Annotated in this window: 21 protein-coding genes and 2 pseudogenes; 6 read left to right on the top strand and 17 right to left on the bottom strand. The window is 39.7% G+C overall.

The genetic code is table 11. The annotated features are described in order from the left end of the window. Positions 1-101 precede the first annotated feature (101 nt). Positions 102-653: a carboxymuconolactone decarboxylase family protein gene (locus AN395_RS02930; protein WP_054982016.1), complete on the bottom strand. Its 552-nt coding sequence runs from the start codon at positions 651-653 to the stop codon at positions 102-104. Between the two features lie 300 nt (positions 654-953). Between AN395_RS02930 and AN395_RS02925 the strand changes: the two genes are divergently transcribed. After that, positions 954-1,538, top strand: coding sequence for a TetR/AcrR family transcriptional regulator (locus tag AN395_RS02925; RefSeq protein WP_054982015.1), 585 nt, complete (start codon positions 954-956; stop codon positions 1,536-1,538). A 251-nt stretch (positions 1,539-1,789) separates the two neighbouring features. Here AN395_RS02925 and AN395_RS02920 read toward each other — a convergent pair whose 3' ends face one another. Then, positions 1,790-2,674, bottom strand: coding sequence for a LysR family transcriptional regulator (locus tag AN395_RS02920; RefSeq protein ID WP_054982014.1), 885 nt, complete (start codon positions 2,672-2,674; stop codon positions 1,790-1,792). A 157-nt stretch (positions 2,675-2,831) separates the two neighbouring features. Here AN395_RS02920 and AN395_RS02915 point away from each other — a divergent pair, with 157 nt between their 5' ends. Both AN395_RS02915 and AN395_RS02910 read left to right on the top strand, forming a co-directional pair. Then, entirely contained in the window at positions 2,832-3,314 is a 483-nt protein-coding gene (locus tag AN395_RS02915) for a DUF2938 domain-containing protein (protein WP_054982013.1), read from the top strand. A gap of 21 nt (positions 3,315-3,335) precedes the next feature. Then, the gene (locus tag AN395_RS02910) at positions 3,336-3,746 is read left to right on the top strand and encodes a hypothetical protein (protein WP_054982012.1); all 411 of its coding nucleotides are present in this window, start codon (positions 3,336-3,338) and stop codon (positions 3,744-3,746) included. Positions 3,747-3,873: 127 nt separating this feature from the next. Here AN395_RS02910 and AN395_RS02905 read toward each other — a convergent pair whose 3' ends face one another. From AN395_RS02905 to AN395_RS02875, 7 genes and pseudogenes are all read right to left on the bottom strand, one after another. Next, entirely contained in the window at positions 3,874-4,464 is a 591-nt protein-coding gene (locus tag AN395_RS02905; RefSeq protein ID WP_054982011.1) for a TetR/AcrR family transcriptional regulator, read from the bottom strand. A gap of 126 nt (positions 4,465-4,590) precedes the next feature. Beyond that, positions 4,591-5,541 carry a thioredoxin-disulfide reductase gene (trxB, locus tag AN395_RS02900; protein WP_054982010.1) on the bottom strand — a complete coding sequence of 317 codons (951 nt, stop codon included), beginning with the start codon at positions 5,539-5,541 and terminating at the stop codon, positions 4,591-4,593. 19 nt (positions 5,542-5,560) lie between these two features. Further along, positions 5,561-5,884, bottom strand: a complete 324-nt coding sequence (locus tag AN395_RS02895; RefSeq protein ID WP_054982009.1) for a co-chaperone YbbN — start codon at positions 5,882-5,884, stop codon at positions 5,561-5,563. Between the two features lie 544 nt (positions 5,885-6,428). After that, entirely contained in the window at positions 6,429-6,917 is a 489-nt protein-coding gene (locus AN395_RS02890; protein WP_054982008.1) for a GNAT family N-acetyltransferase, read from the bottom strand. Positions 6,918-6,973: 56 nt separating this feature from the next. Then, a pseudogene (locus AN395_RS02885) lies at positions 6,974-7,177 on the bottom strand (GNAT family N-acetyltransferase); the annotation flags it as partial. A 160-nt stretch (positions 7,178-7,337) separates the two neighbouring features. Next, positions 7,338-7,580 (bottom strand): annotated as a pseudogene (locus AN395_RS02880) (GNAT family N-acetyltransferase); the annotation flags it as partial. 199 nt (positions 7,581-7,779) lie between these two features. Beyond that, positions 7,780-8,280 carry a lactoylglutathione lyase family protein gene (locus AN395_RS02875; protein ID WP_054982007.1) on the bottom strand — a complete coding sequence of 167 codons (501 nt, stop codon included), beginning with the start codon at positions 8,278-8,280 and terminating at the stop codon, positions 7,780-7,782. Positions 8,281-8,381: 101 nt separating this feature from the next. Between AN395_RS02875 and AN395_RS02870 the strand changes: the two genes are divergently transcribed. Beyond that, positions 8,382-9,251 carry a LysR family transcriptional regulator gene (locus AN395_RS02870; protein ID WP_054982006.1) on the top strand — a complete coding sequence of 290 codons (870 nt, stop codon included), beginning with the start codon at positions 8,382-8,384 and terminating at the stop codon, positions 9,249-9,251. Between the two features lie 63 nt (positions 9,252-9,314). On the opposite strand, the gene AN395_RS02865 is transcribed toward AN395_RS02870, so the two are convergent. The 8 genes from AN395_RS02865 to AN395_RS02830 form a co-directional block, all read right to left on the bottom strand. Then, positions 9,315-10,517: a multidrug effflux MFS transporter gene (locus tag AN395_RS02865; RefSeq protein ID WP_054982121.1), complete on the bottom strand. Its 1,203-nt coding sequence runs from the start codon at positions 10,515-10,517 to the stop codon at positions 9,315-9,317. A gap of 230 nt (positions 10,518-10,747) precedes the next feature. Further along, positions 10,748-11,827: a heparan-alpha-glucosaminide N-acetyltransferase domain-containing protein gene (locus AN395_RS02860; RefSeq protein ID WP_054982005.1), complete on the bottom strand. Its 1,080-nt coding sequence runs from the start codon at positions 11,825-11,827 to the stop codon at positions 10,748-10,750. Then, a complete protein-coding gene (locus AN395_RS02855; RefSeq protein ID WP_054982004.1) occupies positions 11,811-12,449 on the bottom strand; it encodes a hypothetical protein in 639 nt (212 codons plus the stop codon). Before AN395_RS02855 ends, AN395_RS02860 begins: the two co-directional genes overlap by 17 nt. Beyond that, entirely contained in the window at positions 12,442-14,790 is a 2,349-nt protein-coding gene (locus AN395_RS02850; RefSeq protein WP_054982003.1) for a GNAT family N-acetyltransferase, read from the bottom strand. The genes AN395_RS02855 and AN395_RS02850 overlap by 8 nt, the downstream gene beginning before the upstream one ends. Before the next feature lie 25 nt (positions 14,791-14,815). Beyond that, complete coding sequence (locus tag AN395_RS02845) at positions 14,816-15,994, bottom strand: MFS transporter (protein WP_054982002.1); 1,179 nt, start codon at positions 15,992-15,994, stop codon at positions 14,816-14,818. Continuing rightward, complete coding sequence (locus AN395_RS02840) at positions 15,991-17,310, bottom strand: lysine N(6)-hydroxylase/L-ornithine N(5)-oxygenase family protein (RefSeq protein ID WP_054982001.1); 1,320 nt, start codon at positions 17,308-17,310, stop codon at positions 15,991-15,993. The genes AN395_RS02845 and AN395_RS02840 overlap by 4 nt, the downstream gene beginning before the upstream one ends. Then, positions 17,310-18,848 (bottom strand): aspartate aminotransferase family protein, encoded by a 1,539-nt coding sequence (locus tag AN395_RS02835; protein WP_054982000.1) that lies wholly within the window; start codon positions 18,846-18,848, stop codon positions 17,310-17,312. Before AN395_RS02835 ends, AN395_RS02840 begins: the two co-directional genes overlap by 1 nt. Positions 18,849-19,216: 368 nt before the next feature. Then, entirely contained in the window at positions 19,217-19,894 is a 678-nt protein-coding gene (locus tag AN395_RS02830) for a haloacid dehalogenase type II (protein ID WP_054981999.1), read from the bottom strand. A 561-nt stretch (positions 19,895-20,455) separates the two neighbouring features. On the opposite strand from AN395_RS02830, the gene AN395_RS02825 reads away from it, so the two are divergent. Next, positions 20,456-22,000: an EAL domain-containing protein gene (locus tag AN395_RS02825; RefSeq protein WP_157683943.1), complete on the top strand. Its 1,545-nt coding sequence runs from the start codon at positions 20,456-20,458 to the stop codon at positions 21,998-22,000. 717 nt (positions 22,001-22,717) lie between these two features. Then, complete coding sequence (locus tag AN395_RS02820; RefSeq protein ID WP_054981997.1) at positions 22,718-23,440, top strand: hypothetical protein; 723 nt, start codon at positions 22,718-22,720, stop codon at positions 23,438-23,440. Positions 23,441-23,445: the final 5 nt, after the last annotated feature.

Genomic DNA, 23,445 nt, shown 5'->3' with positions numbered 1-23,445 from the left:
CCTTTGGTTTAGTATCCGTTGCGATTGCTAAAGTTTTATCGCAACGGAAAATTGATTAGGCTGTAATACAGTATTTACTATAACTGTGCAGTTATAACTCGTTACTTTTTAGTCCATTCAAATTTATTAAACATTGAATCTACTGGTGTTTCAGCAATGTGGTTTACATAGTTGCTGATCACTTTTTGTGATAACCCAAGAATGATTTCTAATACTTGTTGCTGCGCGTAACCTGCGGCAAAGAAAGCATCGACTTGTTCAGGTGTTACGTTGCCGCGTTGGCGTACGATAGCTAGCGTGAAATCTTGAAGCGCTTGTAGTTTCTCTGTTGGCATCGCTTCTTGGTTACGTAACGCCTCAGTTAAAGCGGCATCAACTTTCATTGAGTGTGCAATACCAGTATGAGCTGGCACACAATAATGACACTCATGCTCAACGTTAATTGTTTGCCACACTACAGTTAATTCTTCTGCGTTGAATGATGTTGCTGTAAATAACTGATGTAGCTGTGTATAAGCTTTTAATATTTCTGGTGATTCAGCCATTGCTGCATATAAGCCAGGAACAACACCCATTTGCTTTTTAGCGCCCTCTAAAATTGCTTTGCTTTTTTCTGGTGCTGTTTCTACTGTGTGTAATGTAAATTTGCTCATTTTTAATCTCCAATGACATAGGTTGTTTAGGGGTTGTCCCTATATAAAAAGGGAATAAATCTTGAAGCCCCTTAGTTGATGGAGTGAACTATATACCCACCTGAACGATCGTTCAAGCTATATTTGAGCGATCGTTCAATTATTTTAAATATGTAAATATAATCTATTGTATTTAAATGGATATTTGTCTTGAAATATTTTTGCTTTATTAGAAGTCACCTCTGCTGAGTTTAACTTTACCTAAAGATAAAATATAACTATAATTGAACGACTGTTCATTTAATGTTTTTAGGTGAAGTTATGGCAAAGACCACAACATTTGATCGCCAAGAAGTGATAGATAAGGCAACCAATCTTTATTGGAAGAAAGGCTTTCATGCAACATCAATGCGAAACTTGCAAGACGCGGTAGACCTTCGCCCCGGTAGCATATACTCAGCATTTGGTAATAAAGATGGTTTATTTAAGGAAGCCTTAGCTAACTATGCTGATATGAGCCTGTCACTATTACAGCAATGTAAAGACGAACATGATTCGCCACTTCATGCACTAAAAGCCTTTATGAAGTTAATAATAGTAGAGTCACAAAATAGTGCTCCAAATGGCATTTGTATGCTGTCAAAAACTATTTCAGAATTAACAGATGAGAATCAAGATTTAATTGATGTAACGAAAGCACATCTAGTTAATATATCCTCAGCATTGGTCAAATTAATTGAAGAAGCACAGACATTAGGTGAGGTGGATAAAAATAAAAATGCTGAAGATCTTGCTACCCATGTACAAATTCAAATAACAGGTTTACGTACTTTTGCTAAAATTAATAAAGACAAAAATAAGGTTAGTGCCATGATAGACGATATTTTTACGCATTATCCTTTTTAATAGGAGTTAAGGGTTAATCATATAGGTCTAAAGGATCAAACCTTGGCGGCCTACAACATGCTCCTGATCCTCTGAAAATGGCACTCTCTAGCTACTCAACAACATTAAATACTGTAATAATTGGCAAAGTATTTTACTGTGTCGGATGGCGCTTCGCTTATCCGACCTACACTGGCATATACCTAACAGCTCAAGTTAATCCCCCAAATTATTAATTCTCTTCACCGCCTTACATTTAACGGTAAAGCCATTTACACATTTGAGCGTGTTGATTCTATAAACCCTTTTACATAATCAAGCTGTAAGTCGTCATCACGTACGCCTACATTCACGCTTTTTTGCAGCCCTTTATTACCTATGCGGATGCCTTTTATGCCTAAACGGCTTTCGTGCGATGAAACTAGCCACTCTGGTAATACTGCTACACCCCGATTGGCAGACACTAATTGCAGCATCATTTCAGTACTCTCTATGGGTACTCTGCGTTTGGGTTGCACGTTAGCGGGGTCTAAAAATCGGGTGTATACATCTAAGCGGTTGTAGCCTACGGGCACGGTGTAAAGTATTTGGTTTTCGAGATCTTGTGCTGTAACAAACGCTTTGTTGTATAACGGATTTTGCTCGCTCACGACAATACATAAATTGTAGTTAAACACCGACCTAAAGTTTAAGCCCTCTGTATTGATGGGGTCGGGGGTTATTAGCACATCTATTTCGTTGGCTTTGAGCGCTGCTATGCCATCAAATCTAAAAGCACTTTTTATTTCTACGTCTACCTCGGGCCATGCTTTTAAAAATTGCTGAATTTTACCCATTAACCATTGCTCACACGGGTGGCACTCCATGCCTATGCGCATGATTCCTCGCCGGCCTTGGGCAAATTCTTGCAATACGCGCTCGGCGTGCTCAAACTCGGTGACCATTTTGCCTGCAAGCGAAAGTAAATAAAGCCCCGCCTGAGAATATACCAGCGTATTGCCTTTACGATGCCACAGTTTTACGCCAAATCGGCGCTCTAATTTAGCAATAGTATGGCTCACAGCCGATTGGCTTAAGTTTAAACTTTCGGCCGCAGCGGTCACGCTTTTAAGGCGATTAACCTCTTTAATAATGTGTAGATGATTACGTTCAAGCATTATGATTTATATTCATTCCAAAACCAGTTTTTACCATTAGTGTTCATAATGGTGTTTTGGTAATATTATCACATTACATACCCAAGTCTATGCGCTTTGCTATATTAGCCATGAGCAAAACGTGTAACATTTAACGTATTACCAGGAGATACAGCCTATGTTTAGCGACTCTATCTATACTTTTATATTAATAGGTATAGGGGGCACACTAGTGTTAGATATTTACGCGGGGTTACTCGCTAAGTTTTTTGATTTACCCGCCACAAATTGGCGATTAGTCGGACGCTGGGTAGGTCATATGAAGTCGGGGCAATTTTATCAGCCTGCACTACCTAAGGCCGAAAAAATACCGGGTGAGCTTGCCATTGGTTGGGTTGTACATTACCTAATTGGCATAGCGTACGGGTTAATATTAATGGTGTGTGTAAACACGCAGTGGCTTGATTTGCCAACCATACTACCTACATTACTTGTTTCATGGTTTGGCATAGTTGCCCCCTTTTTTATTATGATGCCAGGCATGGGGGCGGGTATGGCCGGTGCAAAAACACCTAACCCCACCGTTACGCGCATAAAAAGCTTTGTAGGGCACACCATATTTGGCTTAGGCATGTTTTTAACCGCACTGGTTTTAGCATAATTTTAAGTAGGAAAGCAGACTATGAACATTTTAAATTTAAGCACCTATTCTACGCATATAAAAATAGTGGGCTTATTAGCTATTGTTATTTCAATAGCTGCGTGGAGCACAGATTTATTAGGCATTGTGTATGCGTGCCCCTATTGTAGAGTGCAGCGCTCAGTAATAGGCCTGTTAGGCTTATTATTAATAACGCCTGCGGTTACACACTGGATAGGCAAATATTTCGCTTTAGTAATTGGTTTTTTTGGCGCTACAGTGGCTGCTAATCAGCACTTTATGGGCTGGAAAAAAATATCAGCAGGCACCTTTGAATTTAAAGATAACCTGTTAGTTGACCCATTTATTTTATCGGCCTGTGCACTAATAGGTATTATTGGACTTACTTATTTAGCAGTAACAGCCACTAAGTTACCCGCTAAAACGGTTTAATATTAAATACCGTAGCTAAAACCAACAAGGCGCACTTTTTATTAAAAGTGCGCCTTGTTTTTTATATATAAATTTAATTTAGTTACGTTAAATCTGTTTTTTCTACGCGCTTAAAGCAATCTACTTATTACCACCTATCTAAAAATAACTCACAGGCTTCTAAAAGCTTTTCCCGTGCAATGCCGTCTCTTGATTGAATAGAAAGGCCATTAATAAAGGTATCTAAAATTAGCATAAATTGCTCTACGGGCATTTCTTGTTGCCACTCTTGCTGAGCAGTTCCGCGCTCTATGCATTTTACAAGCGCTTTACGAATGTCGTTGCGAACCGACAGTGCCATTTGCTCAACTTCTTTATTTTCGTCGCCGCAATTTAAGCCAGATAAAACAATCATGCAACCCGATGGTTGCTTAGTTGAGGTTTGCATATGAATGGTTTTAAACACCATGTTTTTAATCGCTGCTTTTGCAGGAACCGACTCGTTTTCTAGCTCCGAAAAGGTCTCTCCACAGGTGCTGGTATAAAGTGCTAAACATTCACTGTATAGAGCTTGCTTTGAGCCAAATGCTGCGTAAAAACTCGCAGATGAAATATTGCCTAACACTTTGCGTAGCTCAGCTAAAGAAGTGGATTCGTAGCCTTTTTGCCAAAATAAATCCATTGCACTTTTTATTGCATCTTCACGATTAAACTGGCGTGGGCGTCCGGTTCGGGCCATATAAATTACCTCAAGTAAGTAAATTTTAAATAAGTGTATTGTTAGTTAAAACACTCAAGCCCGAAATACTAAGTATTGTCGGGCATTGTGCTGATCATATCATAAGTTTTAAATACAGTTGCTGTGCTAAGCACCTAAGCGAGTAAAGTATTGCTCTACATCTAATGCTGCTTTACACCCAGTACCTGCAGATGTAATTGCCTGCCTATAATGGTTATCGCTTACATCACCTGCGGCAAATACGCCGGGAATATTCGTTAATGTTTCACCATTTTTAAACCCAGAATACACATTAATGTAGCCATCGCGCATATCAAGCTGATCTTTAAAAATATGTGTATTAGGCTGATGCCCAATGGCAATAAACACCCCATTAACGCTCAGTGTTTCTCTATCTTGCTCAAGTAACGTTGATTTAATAGTAATTCCTGTAACGCCATTAGCGTCACCCACTATTTCATCTACTTGGTTATTCCACTTAATAGTTACTTTACCTTGCGCTACTTTATCAAATAGGCGCTGTTGTAAAACCTTTTCGGCACTGAGTGAGTCACGACGGTGAATAAGCGTAACGTGCGAGGCAATATTAGCTAAATATAAAGCCTCTTCTACAGCGGTATTACCACCGCCAACCACAGCTACGCTTTGGTTTTTATAAAAAAAGCCATCGCAGGTTGCACACGCCGACACACCTTTGCCTTTAAACTCAGTTTCGCTTGGTAGGCCAAGGTACTTTGCCGATGCGCCCGTAGAAATAATTAACGCATCAGCTGTGTAAGTTTGCTGCCCTTTAAGCACAAATGGCCTTTGCTGCAGGTCAACATGTGTGATGTAGTCATGCACTATTTCGGTATCAAAATTTTCGGCATGATCTTTAAACTGCCTCATCAGTTGTGGCCCCTGAATACCCGTTGGGTATCCTGGCCAATTTTCAACATCAGTCGTTGTTGTGAGTTGCCCACCCACTTCAAGGCCAGTAATTAGTAATGGTTCAAGGTTTGCTCTAGCTGCATAAATAGCGGCAGTGTAACCAGCAGGCCCTGAACCCAAAATTATCAACTTTCGATGTGTGCTCATTTATCACCTCTTTGGCGTACTAATCTTTTAAAATTAGCGCTTGTAGCTCTGGCGCAGGCATCATACCTACAGAGCGATTTATTTCTTTACCGTTTTTAAATACAACAACAGTAGGAATACTTCTTACCGCTAATTTGGCTGCAACTGATGGAAAATCATCAATATTAAGCTCACCCATAATAATATTTTCATCAGCGAGGTTATCGGCTACTTGCTCGTAAATAGGCGACATCATTTGGCATGGAGCACACCACTCAGCCCATAGTCTTACAACTAATTTGGCGTCTTTTTTGTTTAGCGATTCGAAGTTTTCATCATTTAATTTAATTACTTGGTTAGTCATTTTTGGCTCCTAGTTAAAAGTAAAAATCGACCCACAGTGACACACCTATATTTCGCCTAACAGGTTATTTATATATGCAAACTACGCATAATAAATATCAGAGCTATAAACGTGTTTTAAAAAGATGCTATTTAAAATAAGAGGAACAAACTCTTAAAAATATCAACTTAAAACACATTACCCAGAACACTTATGGATCGATTGATCCGAAATTTACACTCAAGAATCGCGAGTGCCAACAACTTATAGAACACTCATTCCACAAATAAGTAAAATTAACACTCAAAAAGCCGCACTCATAAATTAATTTGAAGCGACTTTGTTTTTATTTTTTAAATTAAAGCAATAGGTTATAAAGTAAAAAAACAACGCAGCTAGGAGCTGAAATTTAAAATAATTAATTTATGGTTTTTGAGAAAAGAGTAGGGAAGGTGAGCAATATACATTCTGAGGTTGTGAGTTTTTCTTAAATAATTTGAATAATAAATGCGATTTAAAAGCATAATAATGAACGCACATTGTATTTATTATGCTATTTGAAGGTTTAGAGGCCTACGACGGCGCTGCGCCTTTCCATTAAAGTTACATTGCGCCATACGCCATGCAGTTGGCCTAATTTTTCTCGGTTTCCAACTTGCCTAAAACCATTACGAGTATGTAGTGTAATGCTGCTTATGTTTTCAGGGAATATACTGGCTTGTAGCATCCATATACCGTTGCTTTCTGATTCATTAATGAGTGCACAAAGCAATGCGTGCCCCAAGCCTTTACCTTGGGCTTGGTTTGCAACATATACACTTACCTCGGCAACGCCCGAGTATACCTCACGGCTTGAAACAGCAGATAACCCAGCCCAGCCAAGCACCTTTTCATCCTCAACTGCAACAAGACGACAACAGTTGAACATAGAACTATTCCATTGTTCCCAATTTTTAGCTTCAGTTTGAAAGGTCGCGTTGCCGGTATCAATGCCTTGCTGATAAATATTTTGAACGGCTAAAAAATCGTTCTTTGCAAATGGCCTTATGATCACAGTATTTCCTTAAAACTATTATCATTCTTTAAAATTAGCGCTTACTTATAAATGAGTTAACGGCTAATTTTAATTACCGCTAACATATCGTCTTCGTCCTCATCGAGGCCAACTTCCTCAAACCCAAAACTTGAATAAAAATCTTTAGCTATTGGGTTTTGCGGGTTATAACAAATCTCGATTTGTTCAAGCTTAGGAGTTGCTTTAATCTCTTCAATTGCCATAGCCAGTGCTTTGCGCCCAATGCCTTTATTTTGATAATACCAACTCCATTAAGTATGTGTTCTAAATTTTACGCCGAAAAAACAATTCAGTTCTAGGCGTAAATTGATGTAAATGGTTGTTCCCTTTACGAAATTTAAAACAAAGAAATGGGTTGTTTTAGCAAGTAAAATAGAGCAGCTATTTATTGGAGTTGGTATAAGTTTGATCTACCATAAAGCGCCAAATAGAAACCTTTTTAGGGGTTTCTTGTACCCACATAAAAAAGCCAACTGGCAGAGCATTTAGGTAAATCGCTTTACAGGTATACCCGCTATTATAGTGCGCCTCAACTAACGACCACATATTACACGCTACGTATTCTTCTTGCGTTTTAGTAACCTCTAAATCGCATATGGCTTCATAGTTATCGGCGGTGATGTCTTCCAGTGACAGATTCATGTTTTTCCTTTAGAACAACTTTGTGCAATTAGTAAGCTATCAGTGTATGTACCTATAATCAATCAAATGAAGATATTGATTTTTATACACCCAATATTAGCCAAATTAATAATCTACAAGTCTATTTAACACAAAAAGGCCGCAGTAAATAAATACTGCGGCCTTTGTTTTTAGCTAAACTTTTTTAAATTAGCTACGTTTAGTAAGCGCCTGCGCTGTAAATAAGTTCGTAGCTGTGGCTGTAAATCTCAAGGATGTTACCAAACGGGTCTTCCATGTAGATCATGCGGTACGGCTTTTCGCCAGGGTAGTAGTAACGTGGCTCTGGCATACGTTTTTTACCACCTGCAGCAACAATACGCTCCGCTAAGCCTTCAACATCTGGGTCTTGTACACAAAAATGGAAGATACCGGTTTTCCAGTATTCAAAGTTGTCTTTAGGGTTTTCTTGGTCTTTAAATTCAAAAATTTCTACACCAATACGGTCGCCTGTTGAAAGGTGCGCTATTTTAAATTTTTCCCAATTTGGACCAAATACATCGGTGCACATTTCGCCAATGGGGCTGTTATCTTCAGTGATCACGGTAGGCTCCATTATGGTGTACCAGCCCATCACCTTAGTGTAAAACTCTACGGCTTTTTCAACATCAGGTACTGAAATACCAATGTGCGAAAAACTACGTGGATATGTATGACTCATAATGCTTCCTCTTTAACTGTGATTAGTTGATGGAGTTAGTTTACGAACCCGTGTTTATTAAGTAAAATTATCATTAATCATCATTTTGAGTACGTTTTGTAATGATAAACCCGACATGGTTAAACACGTTTTGTACGTTGGTTGAGGTAAATCATTTTACCCAAACCGCCGAACGCTTATTTATGACCCAATCTGGCGTAAGCCAGCATATTAAAAAGCTAGAGCAGCAAGTAAACTGCGCGCTACTAGAGCGCCACGGCAAACAATTTACCCTTACCGTGCATGGGCAAAATTTGTATCAGCAAGGCAGCTTGTTATTAAAAGAATGGCAATTTTTAGAACAACAATTAAAAGATGACTCGCCTTACAGTGGCCTAGTAAAAATACAATCGCCTGGTAGTTGTGGGCTACAATTTTATAGCCAATTATTAGCATTACAGGCTGAGCATACCGAGCTTAATATTGATTATCGCTTTGCACCTAATACCAGTGTAGAGCAAGCGGTAGCAAACCACAGTGCCGACATAGGCTTTTTAACCCAAGCCCCCACGCTTAGCGAAGTTACCAGCCACAAAATTGGTCAAGAAGCTTTATTATTAGTAACCCCCGCACATATTAAAAACCCAACATGGGAGGTTTTATGTGAGCTTGGCTTTATTGGCCACCCCGATGCAAAACACCACGCGCAGCTATTACTTAGCGAAAACTACAGCGAGTTTGAACATGTTGATCAAATTAAGCGCACGGGGTTTTCTAACCAAATAAGTTTAATACTCGAGCCGGTAAGTTTAGGGCTAGGTTTTACTGTTTTACCTGCCTATGCGGTGGGCGCATTTAATAAACCAGCGCTTATAAAAACGCACCATTTAGCTAATCCAATCAGCGAAAATATTTATGTGTGTCATCATCGTAACAGGCCAATGGCAAAGCGCATGCACACGGTAATTGAGGCAATAAAAGCGGGGAAATAGTTTTTAAAAAGGCAGTACAGCCAGCTTTAATTTACTGTACTGCCTTTTTGGGTTTTAGCGTGTTTAAACCTTAGACATATAGGCGCTTACATACGCCTTATTTTTAAATACCAACCATAAAGTAAGCGCTATAAGGCCAATACTTAGCTGAATAACACCTAAGTTTTTAATTAATGTTTCTGCATTAAGCGATACAAGCGCCATGCCTATTGCACCTGCAATCATAGAACAAAACTGAATAACGGCCACAGCAGAGCCCGTGTCCGTTGTTTGTTGCTCTAACATTAAATTAGTACCGGGCACGCGGGTAATAATAACGGTTAGGGTGGCTATTGCTGCTAATGCACCAAATACCCAAGGCGATAAACCACCTATAAAAATGGTACTTATACCGCATGCTGTTAGGGTTAAAAAACTCGCAGTAATTATTTTTTTTACCGATACACGTTTAGAAAGCCGCATATAAATTGTTGGCCCAAACGAGGCGCACACAGCATTCGCTGCAAAGGCGTAACTAAAGGTTTGTTCAGACAAACCAAACCCGTTGATATATACATAAGAGCCCGCCGCTAAAAACGACATTAACGCCATAGGCACAATAGTAAAAACAGCCAATAGCGATAAAAATGGCGGGTTTTTAACTACTACAGCTAATCGCCCCCACGACTGAAAAACAGAGCCGGCGTAGCGTGTATGTAAGGTTTCGCGGTAAAAAAAGGTAAATAACATAGCCACCGAGCCAAACACGGCTAAAGCAGCAAACATCATATGCCAATTAGCAATTTTTAATAGCAATGCGCCCAGCACAGGCGCCACCATAGGGGCAATAATAACCAGCGACATAATAGTGGCGATAATTTTTTCTCGCTCGCGGCCATCGTACAAATCTTTTACTATTGCCGTGGCTACAACCGTTACTGCACTTCCGCCAAAGGCTTGTAATAAACGCGCGCCTATAAGCATTTCTACAAAATTAGATAACGCACAAAGCACACTGCCTATTACGTATATTCCAAGGCCCATAAGCAAAATAGGTTTACGGCCAAATTTTTCACTTAATGGGCCCCAAAACAATAGTCCTATGGCGTAGGCTGCAAAGTATACGCTAAGTGTTAAGTTAACCATGGCTTGGTTAGTATTTAGTTTCTCTACCATAGTAGGTAAAGCAGGAAGATATAAATCGGTAGTTAAAGGGGGAAATGCACTAATAATAACTAAAAAAATTAACGTGCCAGTTTTGCCTAATACAGGCTGCTCTACTTTCAAACTAAACTCCAAAAAAACAAAATAACTGACTAATACACAATCTTGCTTATAAATAACGTGGTAAATGCAAAGCACGACTGCACTCATTACCTACTTAATAGACTCCTTTTGTATGCTCCACGTTATAAGTAGATTTTATATACTCTAAGCCCATGTGTATATTGCTCATTTTTTATGTTCGTTTTTTATAGCTGGCTATTACTTTACCAGTAATAGCCAGAGAGTTTAATTTATGCTGTACGCTTAGGCTTTTGCTTAATAGCGAGTATGGTTTGCTTAGCTTGCAAATACACTTTGTGCACTGCAAAGGTTAATAAGCTCATAAGTACCATTAAGCACAACGTTGGCCAAAACGACTGTGTATGATAACCAAACACGCCCATAAGCCAGCAAATTAGCACCCATTGAATAATGTAAAGGGCCGTTACATGTTTGCTCGCATATAAAAGAGCGCGGGTAATAGGGCCATTAAATTTATTGGCAATGGCATATTCTATTAAGGCTAATGCACATAAATTTAAACCAACTAAATAAATAATACCGCCGCCATTTAAGTGAAAAAAGTTACCAAACTGGCCTTTAAAATCAATAAATAACCACACGGAACCAATCACTAATAATGCGACCCCTAACTTTGCACACACATTAAATAAATACGCTGCATTATGTTGGCTATTTATATATACACGCCCAAGCACATACCCCGTTAATATAGCGCTTATCCACGGAAATACCGGAAAATAAACTTGGTAGTTATTAGCAAAAAACAAATCACTAATGTAAGGCGAAAGCGCAAACTGCTGCCCCCTAACAAACTGGCTTACAAGTGCAATAGCCACGGCTAAACATGCAATCCATGTGGTTTTCCAGCGGGCAATATTAAGCGCGCCAAACAGCACTAAGCTCACCCCAGCAAGTTGTAAAATATCACCGGTTAACACCATAAATTGTAACTGCCCAGCACTGAGCGGGCTTTGCCAGCCATAGGCATTTATAAATGCCTCGGGCATGGTATTAAATACCTCAATGGGTAGCCAAAATTTTGCCGCATTCATTAAATAGGCAAGTAGTAAAAGCTGTATACCACGCTTAATTAATAACATGGGGGTTTGCCTGCGCGAAAGCGCCATAGACAGCCCCATTGCCACTAAAAACGAGGCGGTGCCTTTGCCAAGTATATGGATAACAGCCCCAAATAGGCTCTCACTTTGAAGCGTTGTGCTCGAGTACATCCATAGGGTGTGTACCAAAATCATAATAAAAACGCTCGCACCTCGGGCAAGGTCTATCGTTTTAAGACGTGTGTTCATTGGTTTTAATATCCTTTTTAGGGCAGGTTTGGCATTTGTTATAACCAGCTAAATAATAACGACAGCACGTTAAGCGACCGGCCGTTAATTTAAATGGGGTGTTTAAATTAAAGTGGTTGCTGATTAAATTGTGTAGCTGCTGATGGCAATGTGTAGTGTGATCAGCGCTTGCTAAATTTAAGCTATGGGCGCGCTCAAATGCGCTGTTAAGGGCGTCGATTAATAAGCGCCCTTGCTCTTTTTTTCCCAGCGCATAATCGGTATTTATCCACTTACCTACACAGCTAAAAAACTCAATAAGTGCAGTGTTTTGCTCGGCTTTACTTAATATAGGCGCACCGCTGAGGTTAAACCCTCGGCTATAAGCGCCATTAATTTTAAGCTGTAATTGCATGGGGTTATGTGCATTTTGTTTAGAAGTATGCCAATAACAATAGGCATAAATAGTTTGCCAACAAAGCTGCAAATACAAATGGCGGCTAATAAATTGCGTAGGCGCATGTGGGTAATGCGCCTTGCAATGAATCGCTAATTTGCGCACTAAATCTAAGCTTGGGTGAGCCGCAGTAGCTGGCTCATTTGGGCAAAATAAAAAGTGCGCAAGGGTTACAGGCTTAGCCATACAGCTTTGCCGATACCGGGTTATTTAAACTTCCGGCAAACTGTAAACTGCCTGCTGGGTCGGTTAAATCAACCATTTGTTTATTATTGCCAAGCTGCAAGCGGTTTAAGCAAGAGTGTGCAAATTCATCACTAAAAAAGTCATACTCTTTAAAACGCGCATTTAAGGCAGGGTTAGCCTGTTGATACGCTTTAACACTTTGCGCAACGCCGTGCCAAAAGTCGTGCTCGGTAATGCGCTCTTCTCTTACTAAAATAGCCACTAGGTATCTAAAAAAGCAGTCAAATACATCGGTAAATATGCTCAGTAATTCAAGCTCTTTTGGCATAGCAATATGAATACGCGACACTTCCTCAGGTAAAGGCTCAGTGCTATTAAGCAGCGCCACTTCTTCGCCTATGTCTTTCATGTAAGCGCCAACAGGCACTGAATTTTTAAGCTTTAAAATAAGGTTTTCGCCGTGGGGCATAAACACTAATTTATGGGCATAAAAACTATGCACTAACGGGATAAGATAGGCGTTAAAATAGCGTTGCAGCCAAGCATGTGTGCTTAAACCACTTTGATCTATTAATGCGCCTGCCATACTTTTACCGTTGTTATCTAGGTGCAGTAGTGCGGCCATGGTGGTGAGCTGCTCATTATTTTGTAAGTTATGGTTTGGGTTTTCGCGCCATAAACAGGCAAACATTTTACGATACGGTGTATCGCCCAACGCGCTTTGCTCAAAGGTATGATGCGCATACCCTAGGGTGGCGTACTCTCTAAGTGCTGTAAAATTGCACGCGCTAAGCGTGGGGTCGTAGTTTACTTTATTAAATACCCAATCATTTATAGCCGGGGTTACCGCCATATAAGCGCGCGAAAGCCCGCGCATAAAACCCATATTTAAAATAGACAGCGCCACTTTTAAATACGGCTTATGCGGGTGCGAGCAGTTATATAAGGTGCGAATAGATTGCTGCGCTTGATATAAATCGTCACCTTCACCTAAGTAAACTAAACGGTTATTGGCAAACTCGTTGGCAAACACCACACTTAATTTATGTTGGTATTGCCACGGGTGGGCAGGCATAAATAGGTAGTCGTCGGGGTTTAGGTTTTGCGTTTTTAGCGCTTTGTTAAACGCATTACGGGTGGTTAAATCAAGCTCGCCACTAATATGGCTTGGGTAATCACTAAAGTATTCACTATAAGCAAAATCACATACTGTTTTGTGCGCCGCTAACCACAATACTTTAAACGGTTTACCCACCTCTGGCGCATAGCGTAAAAAGTCGCTTTTGCTAAAACCAATTCGGCCATTATTAGCCACAAACGCAGGGTGGCCTTCGCTCATTGCAGCCTCTATTTGTTGCAGCCCTAATTGCGCAAGTTCGGCTGCGCTAAGGGTGTTGTTTTCGCGTTTATAACAGGCACTGGCAAGTGTGGCGTTAAGCTCTTCAAGGTAGGTGGCTAAACGCTCGCCAGTTAAACCCAGCGCAGGGCCTTGCACGCTAAAAAAGTGCAGTACATCAAGCTCTGCTTGCTCATTATTAAGGTTATAAAAGCATAAGCTTGGCTCGTCTATATCTATGTGGTTAAGCGCCATAGCACGGCCATTAAATATAAAATAACCCCCTTCAATATTTACTTTAAAACCTTGTGGGGTTTGCTCTGCAACCAATAAGCGCTCGTGTACCAGTTCGCTAATGGCTTTACTTTGTAAGTGCCTGTTAGCCCACTGCCAGTGGTCAAACTTTACATAGTCGGTGTTTATTGGCATTTGCGCTTTGTGATGTAAATTAACGTGCGTTTCAAATGCAGCTTTATTACAAAACCCAAGGTAGGCGTTTTTATCACCAAGGGTTATTTGCTTAGTATGCACAAAGCCTAAACGCTTATTTAAGGTATGAATTTTACTATTGGCAATATCGGGCTCTACTACTACGCGTGCATCGGCATTATGAGTAAAAATACTGTGCAATACGCACTGCATTATTTCAAAACTAAAATGGCGTTTAGGCTGTGTATTTGGGGCAAGTAAAATATGCATGCCGGTATCGTTTGGCAGTACCTCATAGGCAGCTGCGAGTAGTTTGTCGTGCTTTGGGCTGTAAAGCTCAACTAAGGCAAGCAGCTCATTATTTTGCTCAATAACATAGGCATGATGGTGCGGGTTGTTAATTATATCTTGGTAGGCGCTGCACATTTGCTTGGGGGTGTGTTTACTCATACCCCAAAAATGGGCGTAAGGTAGTGTAAGCCACTGGCAAATTATGGGCATATCGCTTTGCTGTAGTAACCGCATAGTCACATTACCTGTGTGTTGTAACGTGGTTACAAAAGATGAAAAATACATAAAAACTCCTAAATCTTTTTAATTATTAAGTGGCTGTGTGTGCAGCTTGGCCAACAAATTTAACGCGCCATAGCAAAATAGCGCCAAGGCTTGCAAAGCCAATGGCAGCAAAGTAAAAAGGCACGGTGGTATTAAAATATTCCACGCTCATACCCACTAATAACGACGCTAAAATAACGCCAATATTTTGCGCAATATGCACTTTGGCAAAATCACTGCCGTAGTGAGCAGGCTCGCTTTTAGCAAATAACATCACTTCTAATAAAACCATGACCTGAAACAATGCTATACCGTATAAAACGCGAGAGCTGACAACTAACCACACCGACTCTTGCGCCTGTAAATAAAGCCCAATAGCACCAAAAATAAGTGCACACAATAGCGTGCTAGTGCGGCTAAGCGTAGGAAGAGGTAAGTGCTGCCGAAAGTGGTTAAACAACAGCATAAGTAGGGCTGCAAAAGCAGGAATGGCGTACACAAGCGCACTTTGGAATGCACTGCTTTGTGCGCTCATTCCTTGCCAATGGGTCGTAAAAAACGGCCTAATTAAAAACGCGCTAAAATAAACCACCACGCTTATAAAGCAAAATTGCCAAATAAAGTACGGCGTGCGAGTGCGCGGTTTTTCGCTTTCAATCGCGTGCTGATAAATACCTAACTTTAAGCTCACCATTAAATAGGCGCACAACAGCACTTGTATAACATCGCCCGCAGCACTTAATAACAATGCATAACGCGGTGCATTTATACTAAAAAAGTACCCGCCCACTAACGCGCCGCCAATAGCACCAAAGTGCATAAGTACCGAAAATAAGCCAATAATAGAAAGGTGCTTACTTTGCTGCTCTAAACGCAGTGCAAACGGGTAAATAAGCAGGTAACTGGCTTTAAGCACCAACATAAGCTGATAATAAAACCAAAACTCCCACACGTTAGTTGCAAAATAACAAAGCAAACCAAAGCAGGCGGCAATCACTTGCGTTACAAGCCAAAGAGCCAGCTCGTGGTATTTTTTGGCAACCTTTGCCCACAGGGGCAGCGCGAGCATAACGGTAATACAACAGTTAGCTACAAACACGCCAATAAGTGTGGGATTACTTACAGAAAATTCGCTGGCAAAAAATTGCGGATAAAACGGCAGTAATAAGGTGTCGCACACTACCGAAATAACCGTAAGCAAAATAAGCGCTAAACGTAAACTCATGCGGCGTTACTCTTTTGCTGTGGATGGGTTTCTACATCGCTTAAATCAAAACACTGAAAAGCAATTTTTTGCTCAACCTGATACGGCGCATAACCGAGTATTTCGCGCAAAATTATACTGTTGCGATAACACGCCATGCCTAAATCGGGGGTTACAAAACCATGGGTATGCTGCTCTGCATTTTGTACAAATATACGTTTTTGTTCACTATCTACCGCATACTCGCGGCTAACTAAGTAGCGGCCTTGCTCATCTTCTGGGAGTTGCTGTGCAATGGGGTTTAAAAAAGCAGGGCGCTTGTATTTAAAGCCCGTGGCACAAATTAAGTAATCGGTTTTTATTTCAAAGGCTTCATTTAGCTCTTGATGATAAAACTCAGTGACTAAGCGACCAGCACTTTTACGTGTATTGGTAAGCTTGCTGTTAGTTTTAAATGTGGTAGATATGGGCCCATCTAGGCTTTGCGCGTAAAGGGTGTCAAAAATGTCATTAATTAAATCGCCATTAATGCCTTTAAATAAGTTTTTTTGATTTTGATTAAGCCAATCTCGTTGCTCAGTTTTTAAATTATAAAAGTAATCAACATACTCAGGTGAGGTCATCTCAAGGGTGAGTTTAGTGTATTCCAGCGGAAAATAACGCGGCGAACGCGCAATCCAATCTAGTTGCAAACCTTGTGGCACACCTTGTTGTAATAAGGTGTGATAAATTTCAGCCGCACTTTGCCCAGCTCCTACAACCGTAACGCGTTTAGCCGCTTTTAGCTCATCAAGGCGGTGGCAAAAATCGCTACTGTGCAGTACGTTATTAGAATTACTTTGCACTGCGCAATCAGGAATATATGGGGCAGGGCCGGTGCCAAGCACTAAGTGGCGCGTAACATAGTGTTGCTCCCCATTTGGGGTTTTACAGGTAACGGTATAGCACTCACTTTGCTGGCAAAATTCAACCTTTGTTACACTTTGCTCAAAGCTTACGTTACTAAGCTGCGAGCACACCCACTGGCAATAGAGATTGTATTCTTTACGCAGTAAAAAAAAGCTCTCGCGAATATAAAATGGGTATAAGCGATTATTAAGCTTGGCATAATTTAAAAAACTGTACTTGCTAGTAGGGTCTGCAAGGGTCACCAAGTCAGACATAAACGGCGTTTGCAAGGTAACACCTTCTAGCATCATTCCGGGGTGCCAATCAAATTGGCTACGCTGCTCTAAAAATAAGCTTTTCACGCCCTCCAGTGGCTCACTTAAACACGCTAACGATAAATTAAATGGGCCAAGGCCAATGGCTATAAAGTCATAAGGCTGGTTACTCATTATTTTTGCTCCTTATACGTTTGCCACGCAATAGCACTAATTTGTTCAAGCACGGCGCGCACATCGCTCAATTGGCACTGGGCATTAAGTAACGTAAATTTAAGGTAATGACGGCCGTTAATTTTGGTGCGCGCAATCATGGCTTCACCAGTATTTAAGAATGTTTGGCGTACGTGCAGGTTTAGGGTGTCGAGTAAATCGGGGTTATGTTTTAGCTCCTCTGGTGCAAAGCGAAACACCAATGCGCTAAGCTCTGGGTAATTTATAACTTCAAAATCAGGGTGGTCGTTAAGTACAATATGGGTTTGACGAGCAAGGCCAATTACTTTATCAAACGCTCTCCCTAGTGGCGCTTCGCCCATGGTGCGAAGTGTTAACCACAGTTTTAAGGCATCAAAACGGCGTGTGGTTTGTAAGCTTTTATCAACTAAATTTGGCGTGCCATTGCCAGCCTCAGCAAGCGGGTTTAGATAGTCGGCGTAAAGGGTAATATGGCTAAAGTGGCGTTTGTCACTTAATAAAAAAGCACTGCAGCTAACCGGTTGCATAAACGATTTATGGTAATCAATGGTAATTGAATCTACTTGTTCTATGCCGTTTAGGGCACTTCGGTGATGCTCGCTTACCAATAAACCACCGCCGTATGCGCCGTCAACATGGCACCAAAGCTGCTCTTTTTTAGCAAGTTTTGCTATGTCTTCAACAGGGTCAATTGAGCCAAAATCGGTTGTACCTGCGGTAATTACCACAGCGATAGGTAAATCGCCCTTGGCTTTAGAATCCGCAATTGCGTGGTTAAGTGCGTCCATATCCATTTGCATTTTATTGTTTGTAGCCACGGGCACTACCGCGTTATAACCAAGGCCCAGTAATGCCGCTGCCTTTTGAATACTAAAATGCGCAACCTCAGAGCAATAAATACGAAAACGAGAGGCTACTTCAGGCAAGCCTTGCAGTTTTACTGCATGATTAGGTGCATAGCGGCTCACTGCGACTTCGCGAGCAACAAGCATAGCCATTAAGTTCGATTGCGTACCACCACTGGTAAAAACTCCATCGGCAGTGCTAGGTAATTTTGCTTTTTCACAGCTCCAATCAATTAATTTTTGTTCAATAAGGGTCGCGCCAGCGCTTTGATCCCAGGTGTCTACCGACGTGTTGATTGCGCCAATGATGTGCTCTGCTACAACCGCAGGGTACGTAACGGGGCAATTTAAATGCGCCATATAACGCGGATGATGAAAATACACAGCGTGATCTAAATACACACTTTTAAGCTCGTTTAATACGGCAGGAAAATCAGCAAGAGGTTTGGCTAAATCTACATCATTTACAGTCGCGGCAAGCGTATTAACAGACACGCCAGAAAACGGCTTTTGCGCTTTAGCCATAGCTTGTTGTACAGCCGAAAGCCCCTGCAACGACGCTATTTGGTAGTTAATAAACTGATCGAGATTAAATTGAGGAGGTAACCCGTTTTGCTCAAATATTGCTTTATTTTCGACAGGGCTGAGCTGCGCCGATTGTAATTGTGACATATTCGCTCCTTGGTTGTACTTGCATTGAGATTGAGGATCTTAATAGTAACAATTTGCATTTACAATAATGATTAAGGGTTAGATATAGGTTTATTTTCGCAATTAGGAGTGACTGATTAGTTATAAGGAATTACTTTTAAAACTAACAAAGTGTATAAAATGAGCTATGAGAAGGTGCCAAAATGCGCGCTAAATAATGACAGTTTGTAAAATAGTGCGCTAGTTAAAATATAAGAGTTGAGAAATGAGAAAGGGTAGCTAAAAGCGAACGTATTATAAGTGGACAGCACCACTATAAGAAGTAAACCCCCTTTACAGCTCGGTTAAACTTTAAGTGCTAAAGAGGGATATAAAAGAAAAAATGCAGCTTAATTGATATCTTCAAGCTTATTTTTTAAATCCACTAGATCGGTGGCTACGGTGCTTGGCTGAATTTCCCACGGATCAAAAATAGAATCCTCAGAGCGTTTTATCCATGCTCCGCGCATACCATGCGAAATAGCGCCGGTAATATCAAACGGGTTACTCGAAATAAGCCACGTGTTTGCGCCCGTTGAATTTGTTTCGCGTAAGAAATGGCTGTAAACACCTGGGTTTGGCTTAAATGTTTTCATATCGTCGGCACTTACAACGCCCTCAAAATAGGTGTTTATGCCGGCGGTTTCGAGCAATTTATTTACGGCATCCGCAGCGCCATTAGAAAATGCAAACAATCGGTAGTTTTGTGCTTTAAGTTGCTCAAGGCCTTTTTTAACATCGTCAAAGGCGGGTAAAATTTTATACTGCTCAAGCAATTGCTGCCTCTGTTCGTCACTAAGCTGCGTTTTGTGCGCTAAACACGCGTAATCGAGAGCATGTTTGGTACATAATGAAAACGGAATATAGTTTTGCATTAACCCACGCCTAAACGAATACTCTAATTGTTTTTCACGCCATGTATTTGAAAAGCTTTGCGCGTTATCGCCTATCATATCTTCAAGTAAAGACAGCACGCCGTGAGTGTTTATAAGCGTACCGTATACGTCAAATGCGAGTGTGGTTGCCATGTTTGCTCCCAGTAATTTTAAGATACTTGTAGGTTAGTCGTTTTGAGCTTAACTTACTTTGAACGGTTGCTCAAATTAATAAAGCTTATAATATCTGCTCGAACCAATGATTTTTACGTATTTTTATTTTAAATAATGGATAAATAACAAAAGCTAAATAGGGCTCTTTCTCTTTGCTAATTTGAGTACGTAAAACAAGCCCAGCACAAAGACTTTTTAACCACGTCAGCAAATATTTGTTTATAGTTCCTTTTTATAATACCTACTTATTTGATGGACCATTAACTAAACTAGCTTATGGTTAAACATCTTATCCCCTTCAATGTTTGTCATCGTTATTAGTAAGGTAACGGCACAATCAACTAGTACAATTATTAAGCTATCTATACACCTCGACATTAGTAATTAAGAATTAACTACTTTGTTTTATCCTTGTGGTTAACAAAATAAAAACAAAACAGCAAACGCTATTATTAAATTAACTCGCATAATGGGGAAACACGCTTGTGTTTCATCTTTAATGCGTATTAATATGAAGTCAATAAGGATATTGGAGTTAAATTGTTGTTTTCAAAAGTTATAAGTAAGACTAAAGAATTAGTTAAACAAATAGTAGAGCCTGATGCTTTTAAAACTGCATGTGTAATTTCAGTTGTTCTCGTTATGGGTAATACCGCATACCATGTCTCTAGTGTAAATTCCACAATAAAAGAGAATGCCTTGGCGTTCTTAAATCAAAGTAATGATCTCTATTTAAAGCAACGGGAAGAAACAAAACGTGTTTTATTACCCATACTAAAAAGTGAATGTTCGTCCCTCAAAAAAGCGATGAGAGAAACTGTTTATCACATAAATTCAATAGACGCTATAGGGCTATTTAATGGGGATGGTGTTGTTTATTGTGAAAGTATACGAGGTAAAAATAACCTTAACTTTTACAAGTTATTAAACGTTAGCAAGCTACCAGAAGAAGGGTTATCTCTGGGTACTCCAACTTATATTAATATTCGAAGTATATTTAACTATTTCAATATAAATAAAGATACGTACATTGGTATTGTTAGCCCTAAGCATCATTTACTAGATATTTTTTCAAAAACGCTGGAAAATCAACACCTCAAATATCAGCTATTGCTCAACGAGGCTCTATTAGCAAAAAACACTGATCAGATAGATGGAATAACCCTTCAAGCTAAGGATTTTCCTTTAATTATCAAGTATGAAAAGCAGAGTCAGATTTATCTTGATTATATATTTCATAATTTAGTTTTACTTTTAGTATTAATAGTAATCACCTTTATAGTAACGCCGTTTGCATTAAAATATCTGAAAGTAAGGGTGCTACAAAGAGATTTAAAATATGCAATTGAAAACGAAACGATTGATGTCTATTTTCAAGCTATTGTAAATTCAAAAACGAACAGCCCTATAGGATGTGAAGCGTTATCTCGATGGAAACATAGTAAACTTGGCTATATCTCGCCAGCGGTCTTTATACCAATCGCCGAACAGTTTCAATTAATAGATGATTTAACCACGCTGGTACTAAAGAAATGTATTCAAATGATTGAATCTAACCCCGTTTTTTTTGCGAACAGGTACGTTAGTATGAACATTAGTCGCTGTTCTATTTTAGTCCCTGAGTTTATCACTCAACTCGAACATATTTTGGAACTGCATCCACGAACAGCTAAACATTTAGTACTAGAGATTACAGAAGAACATAAATTTAATTTAGAGCAAGTGGCCGAGCTCAAAAAAAACTTAAAGCGTATAGAGCTGTTTGGCCCTAGCTTTTCTGTGGATGACTTTGGAACAGGCTACGCAGGGTTAGACTTTTTGCGAAACCATAAATTTAAAGCGATAAAGATAGATCGTGCATTTATCCATAATATTGAGGAAAATACGGACGCTATATCACTATTAGAGTCTATATACGACATGGCTGCACACCTCGATTTAAAAGTAATTGTTGAGGGAGTTGAGAATAAGGAGCAGTTAGATATAGTACAAAGCATTGGCTTTAAGTATATTCAAGGCTTTTATTATCACAAACCCAGTCAATTAGAAGCTTTTAAAGCACATTACATGCTCGGAGATCGCTAAATAGAAAGCGTAAACCCCCATTACACTTTGATTAAAAAAACCAAAGGCGCTTGCACCGTGCTGATTAAAATTAATAAAACTTATAGGTATCAAGCGCTAAAATATCCATTTCAAACAAAGCAGCAAAGAGTAGTAAAAAATGCTCTTGGGTGGGTGGTTAAATAACACATAGGGGCTTGAGAAAAAATACTGATAAGCGAATGCGGATATTAGGTTTTTAAATAAATCCATAGTTTATTAAGAATTCAAATACACAGAAGAAAATACATTAGACTATACAATGAGAGTGTAAGCCAAGGTAAAGCTAGAAAAACACTACGTAAAATTTCTAGCAGTATAAGCATTAACACGGCGAGCGGTTCTAAAAATGGTACGTGCTATTTATATAAACTGTGTTTGATTTAATGGAAACACTGGAATCGAAGACAAGAATAAGTATTGTTATACCACAACATGATAAAACAATAGTAAAAAAGAAAATAAGTAACTTAATTTCTAAATATTACACAAAGCCATAAAAAATAAATAATTAAACGTTTATGTAGTCGTACTAAAATAGTAGCGTCTCGTTGATTGATTATTAATTTATTGGTTTGAAAATTTTTACTACCTGAATGTATGGGGGAATATATTTATAGACATGAATATATAGGCGCACTAAGTTAAAGCGCCCAATTAATAACCTAACTTATAAATTGAACACCAAATTTAGCATGGATGAAAGAAGAAAGCTTAACTCAGCCCTGTAACCTAAACTTAAAAAACCAAGCTATTGAGCCTGAACAAATTTGTGTAAATAAAAGAGCGCACCCCCAGGTCGAAAATTCATTAAATGACGCTAATATACAGACCCCCACAAGAAGAAAAGGTCGATTTTCTAGGTTATCCTCAAAGTCCGCCGGTATAAGGGCTCATACCAAAAAAGACTTTGGCTTAAATTTAACTTCAAGTAACTGGGGTTTTGTGGCACCCAACACACAATATGAAATGCTTCGTGCGGTTTCAACAAATCAGATTGAACAGGTGAAGCCTTTACTCGAGCACGGAGCTGCTTTACGAGATATGCCTGTCTATTCACTCGACTTTAGTAAATGCATGATGAGCCAAGGTAGTGCATTTATCAGGGGGGAAGTGTGTTTTCAACATGGCAGCTACACGAGGACTCTACCAAACTGGTATCTAGGAAGCGCTATTTATTTACTAGAAAACGTGGCTCCTGCCCTAAATGATGAATCTCTAATAATTGATTTTTTTAGAGGTTTATGTGCAATCAACAATGGAAGAATAGGCACAAATGCTATAAACGATTGCTTTATAATTAAAGAGAAGCTTTCTCTAGTACTCCTATGTACTCCTGAGGAGCTAACTATACTCACACGTATTTATAATAAGCTACGACTTGGCTTTAATCTTATATCTGTCGTAAAAATGAAAATATAGGCAAA

Origin of the sequence: Pseudoalteromonas sp. P1-30, assembly GCF_001400005.1 — a bacterium.
GTDB lineage: Bacteria > Pseudomonadota > Gammaproteobacteria > Enterobacterales > Alteromonadaceae > Pseudoalteromonas > Pseudoalteromonas atlantica.
This window is presented reverse-complemented; position numbering and strand designations above follow the sequence as displayed.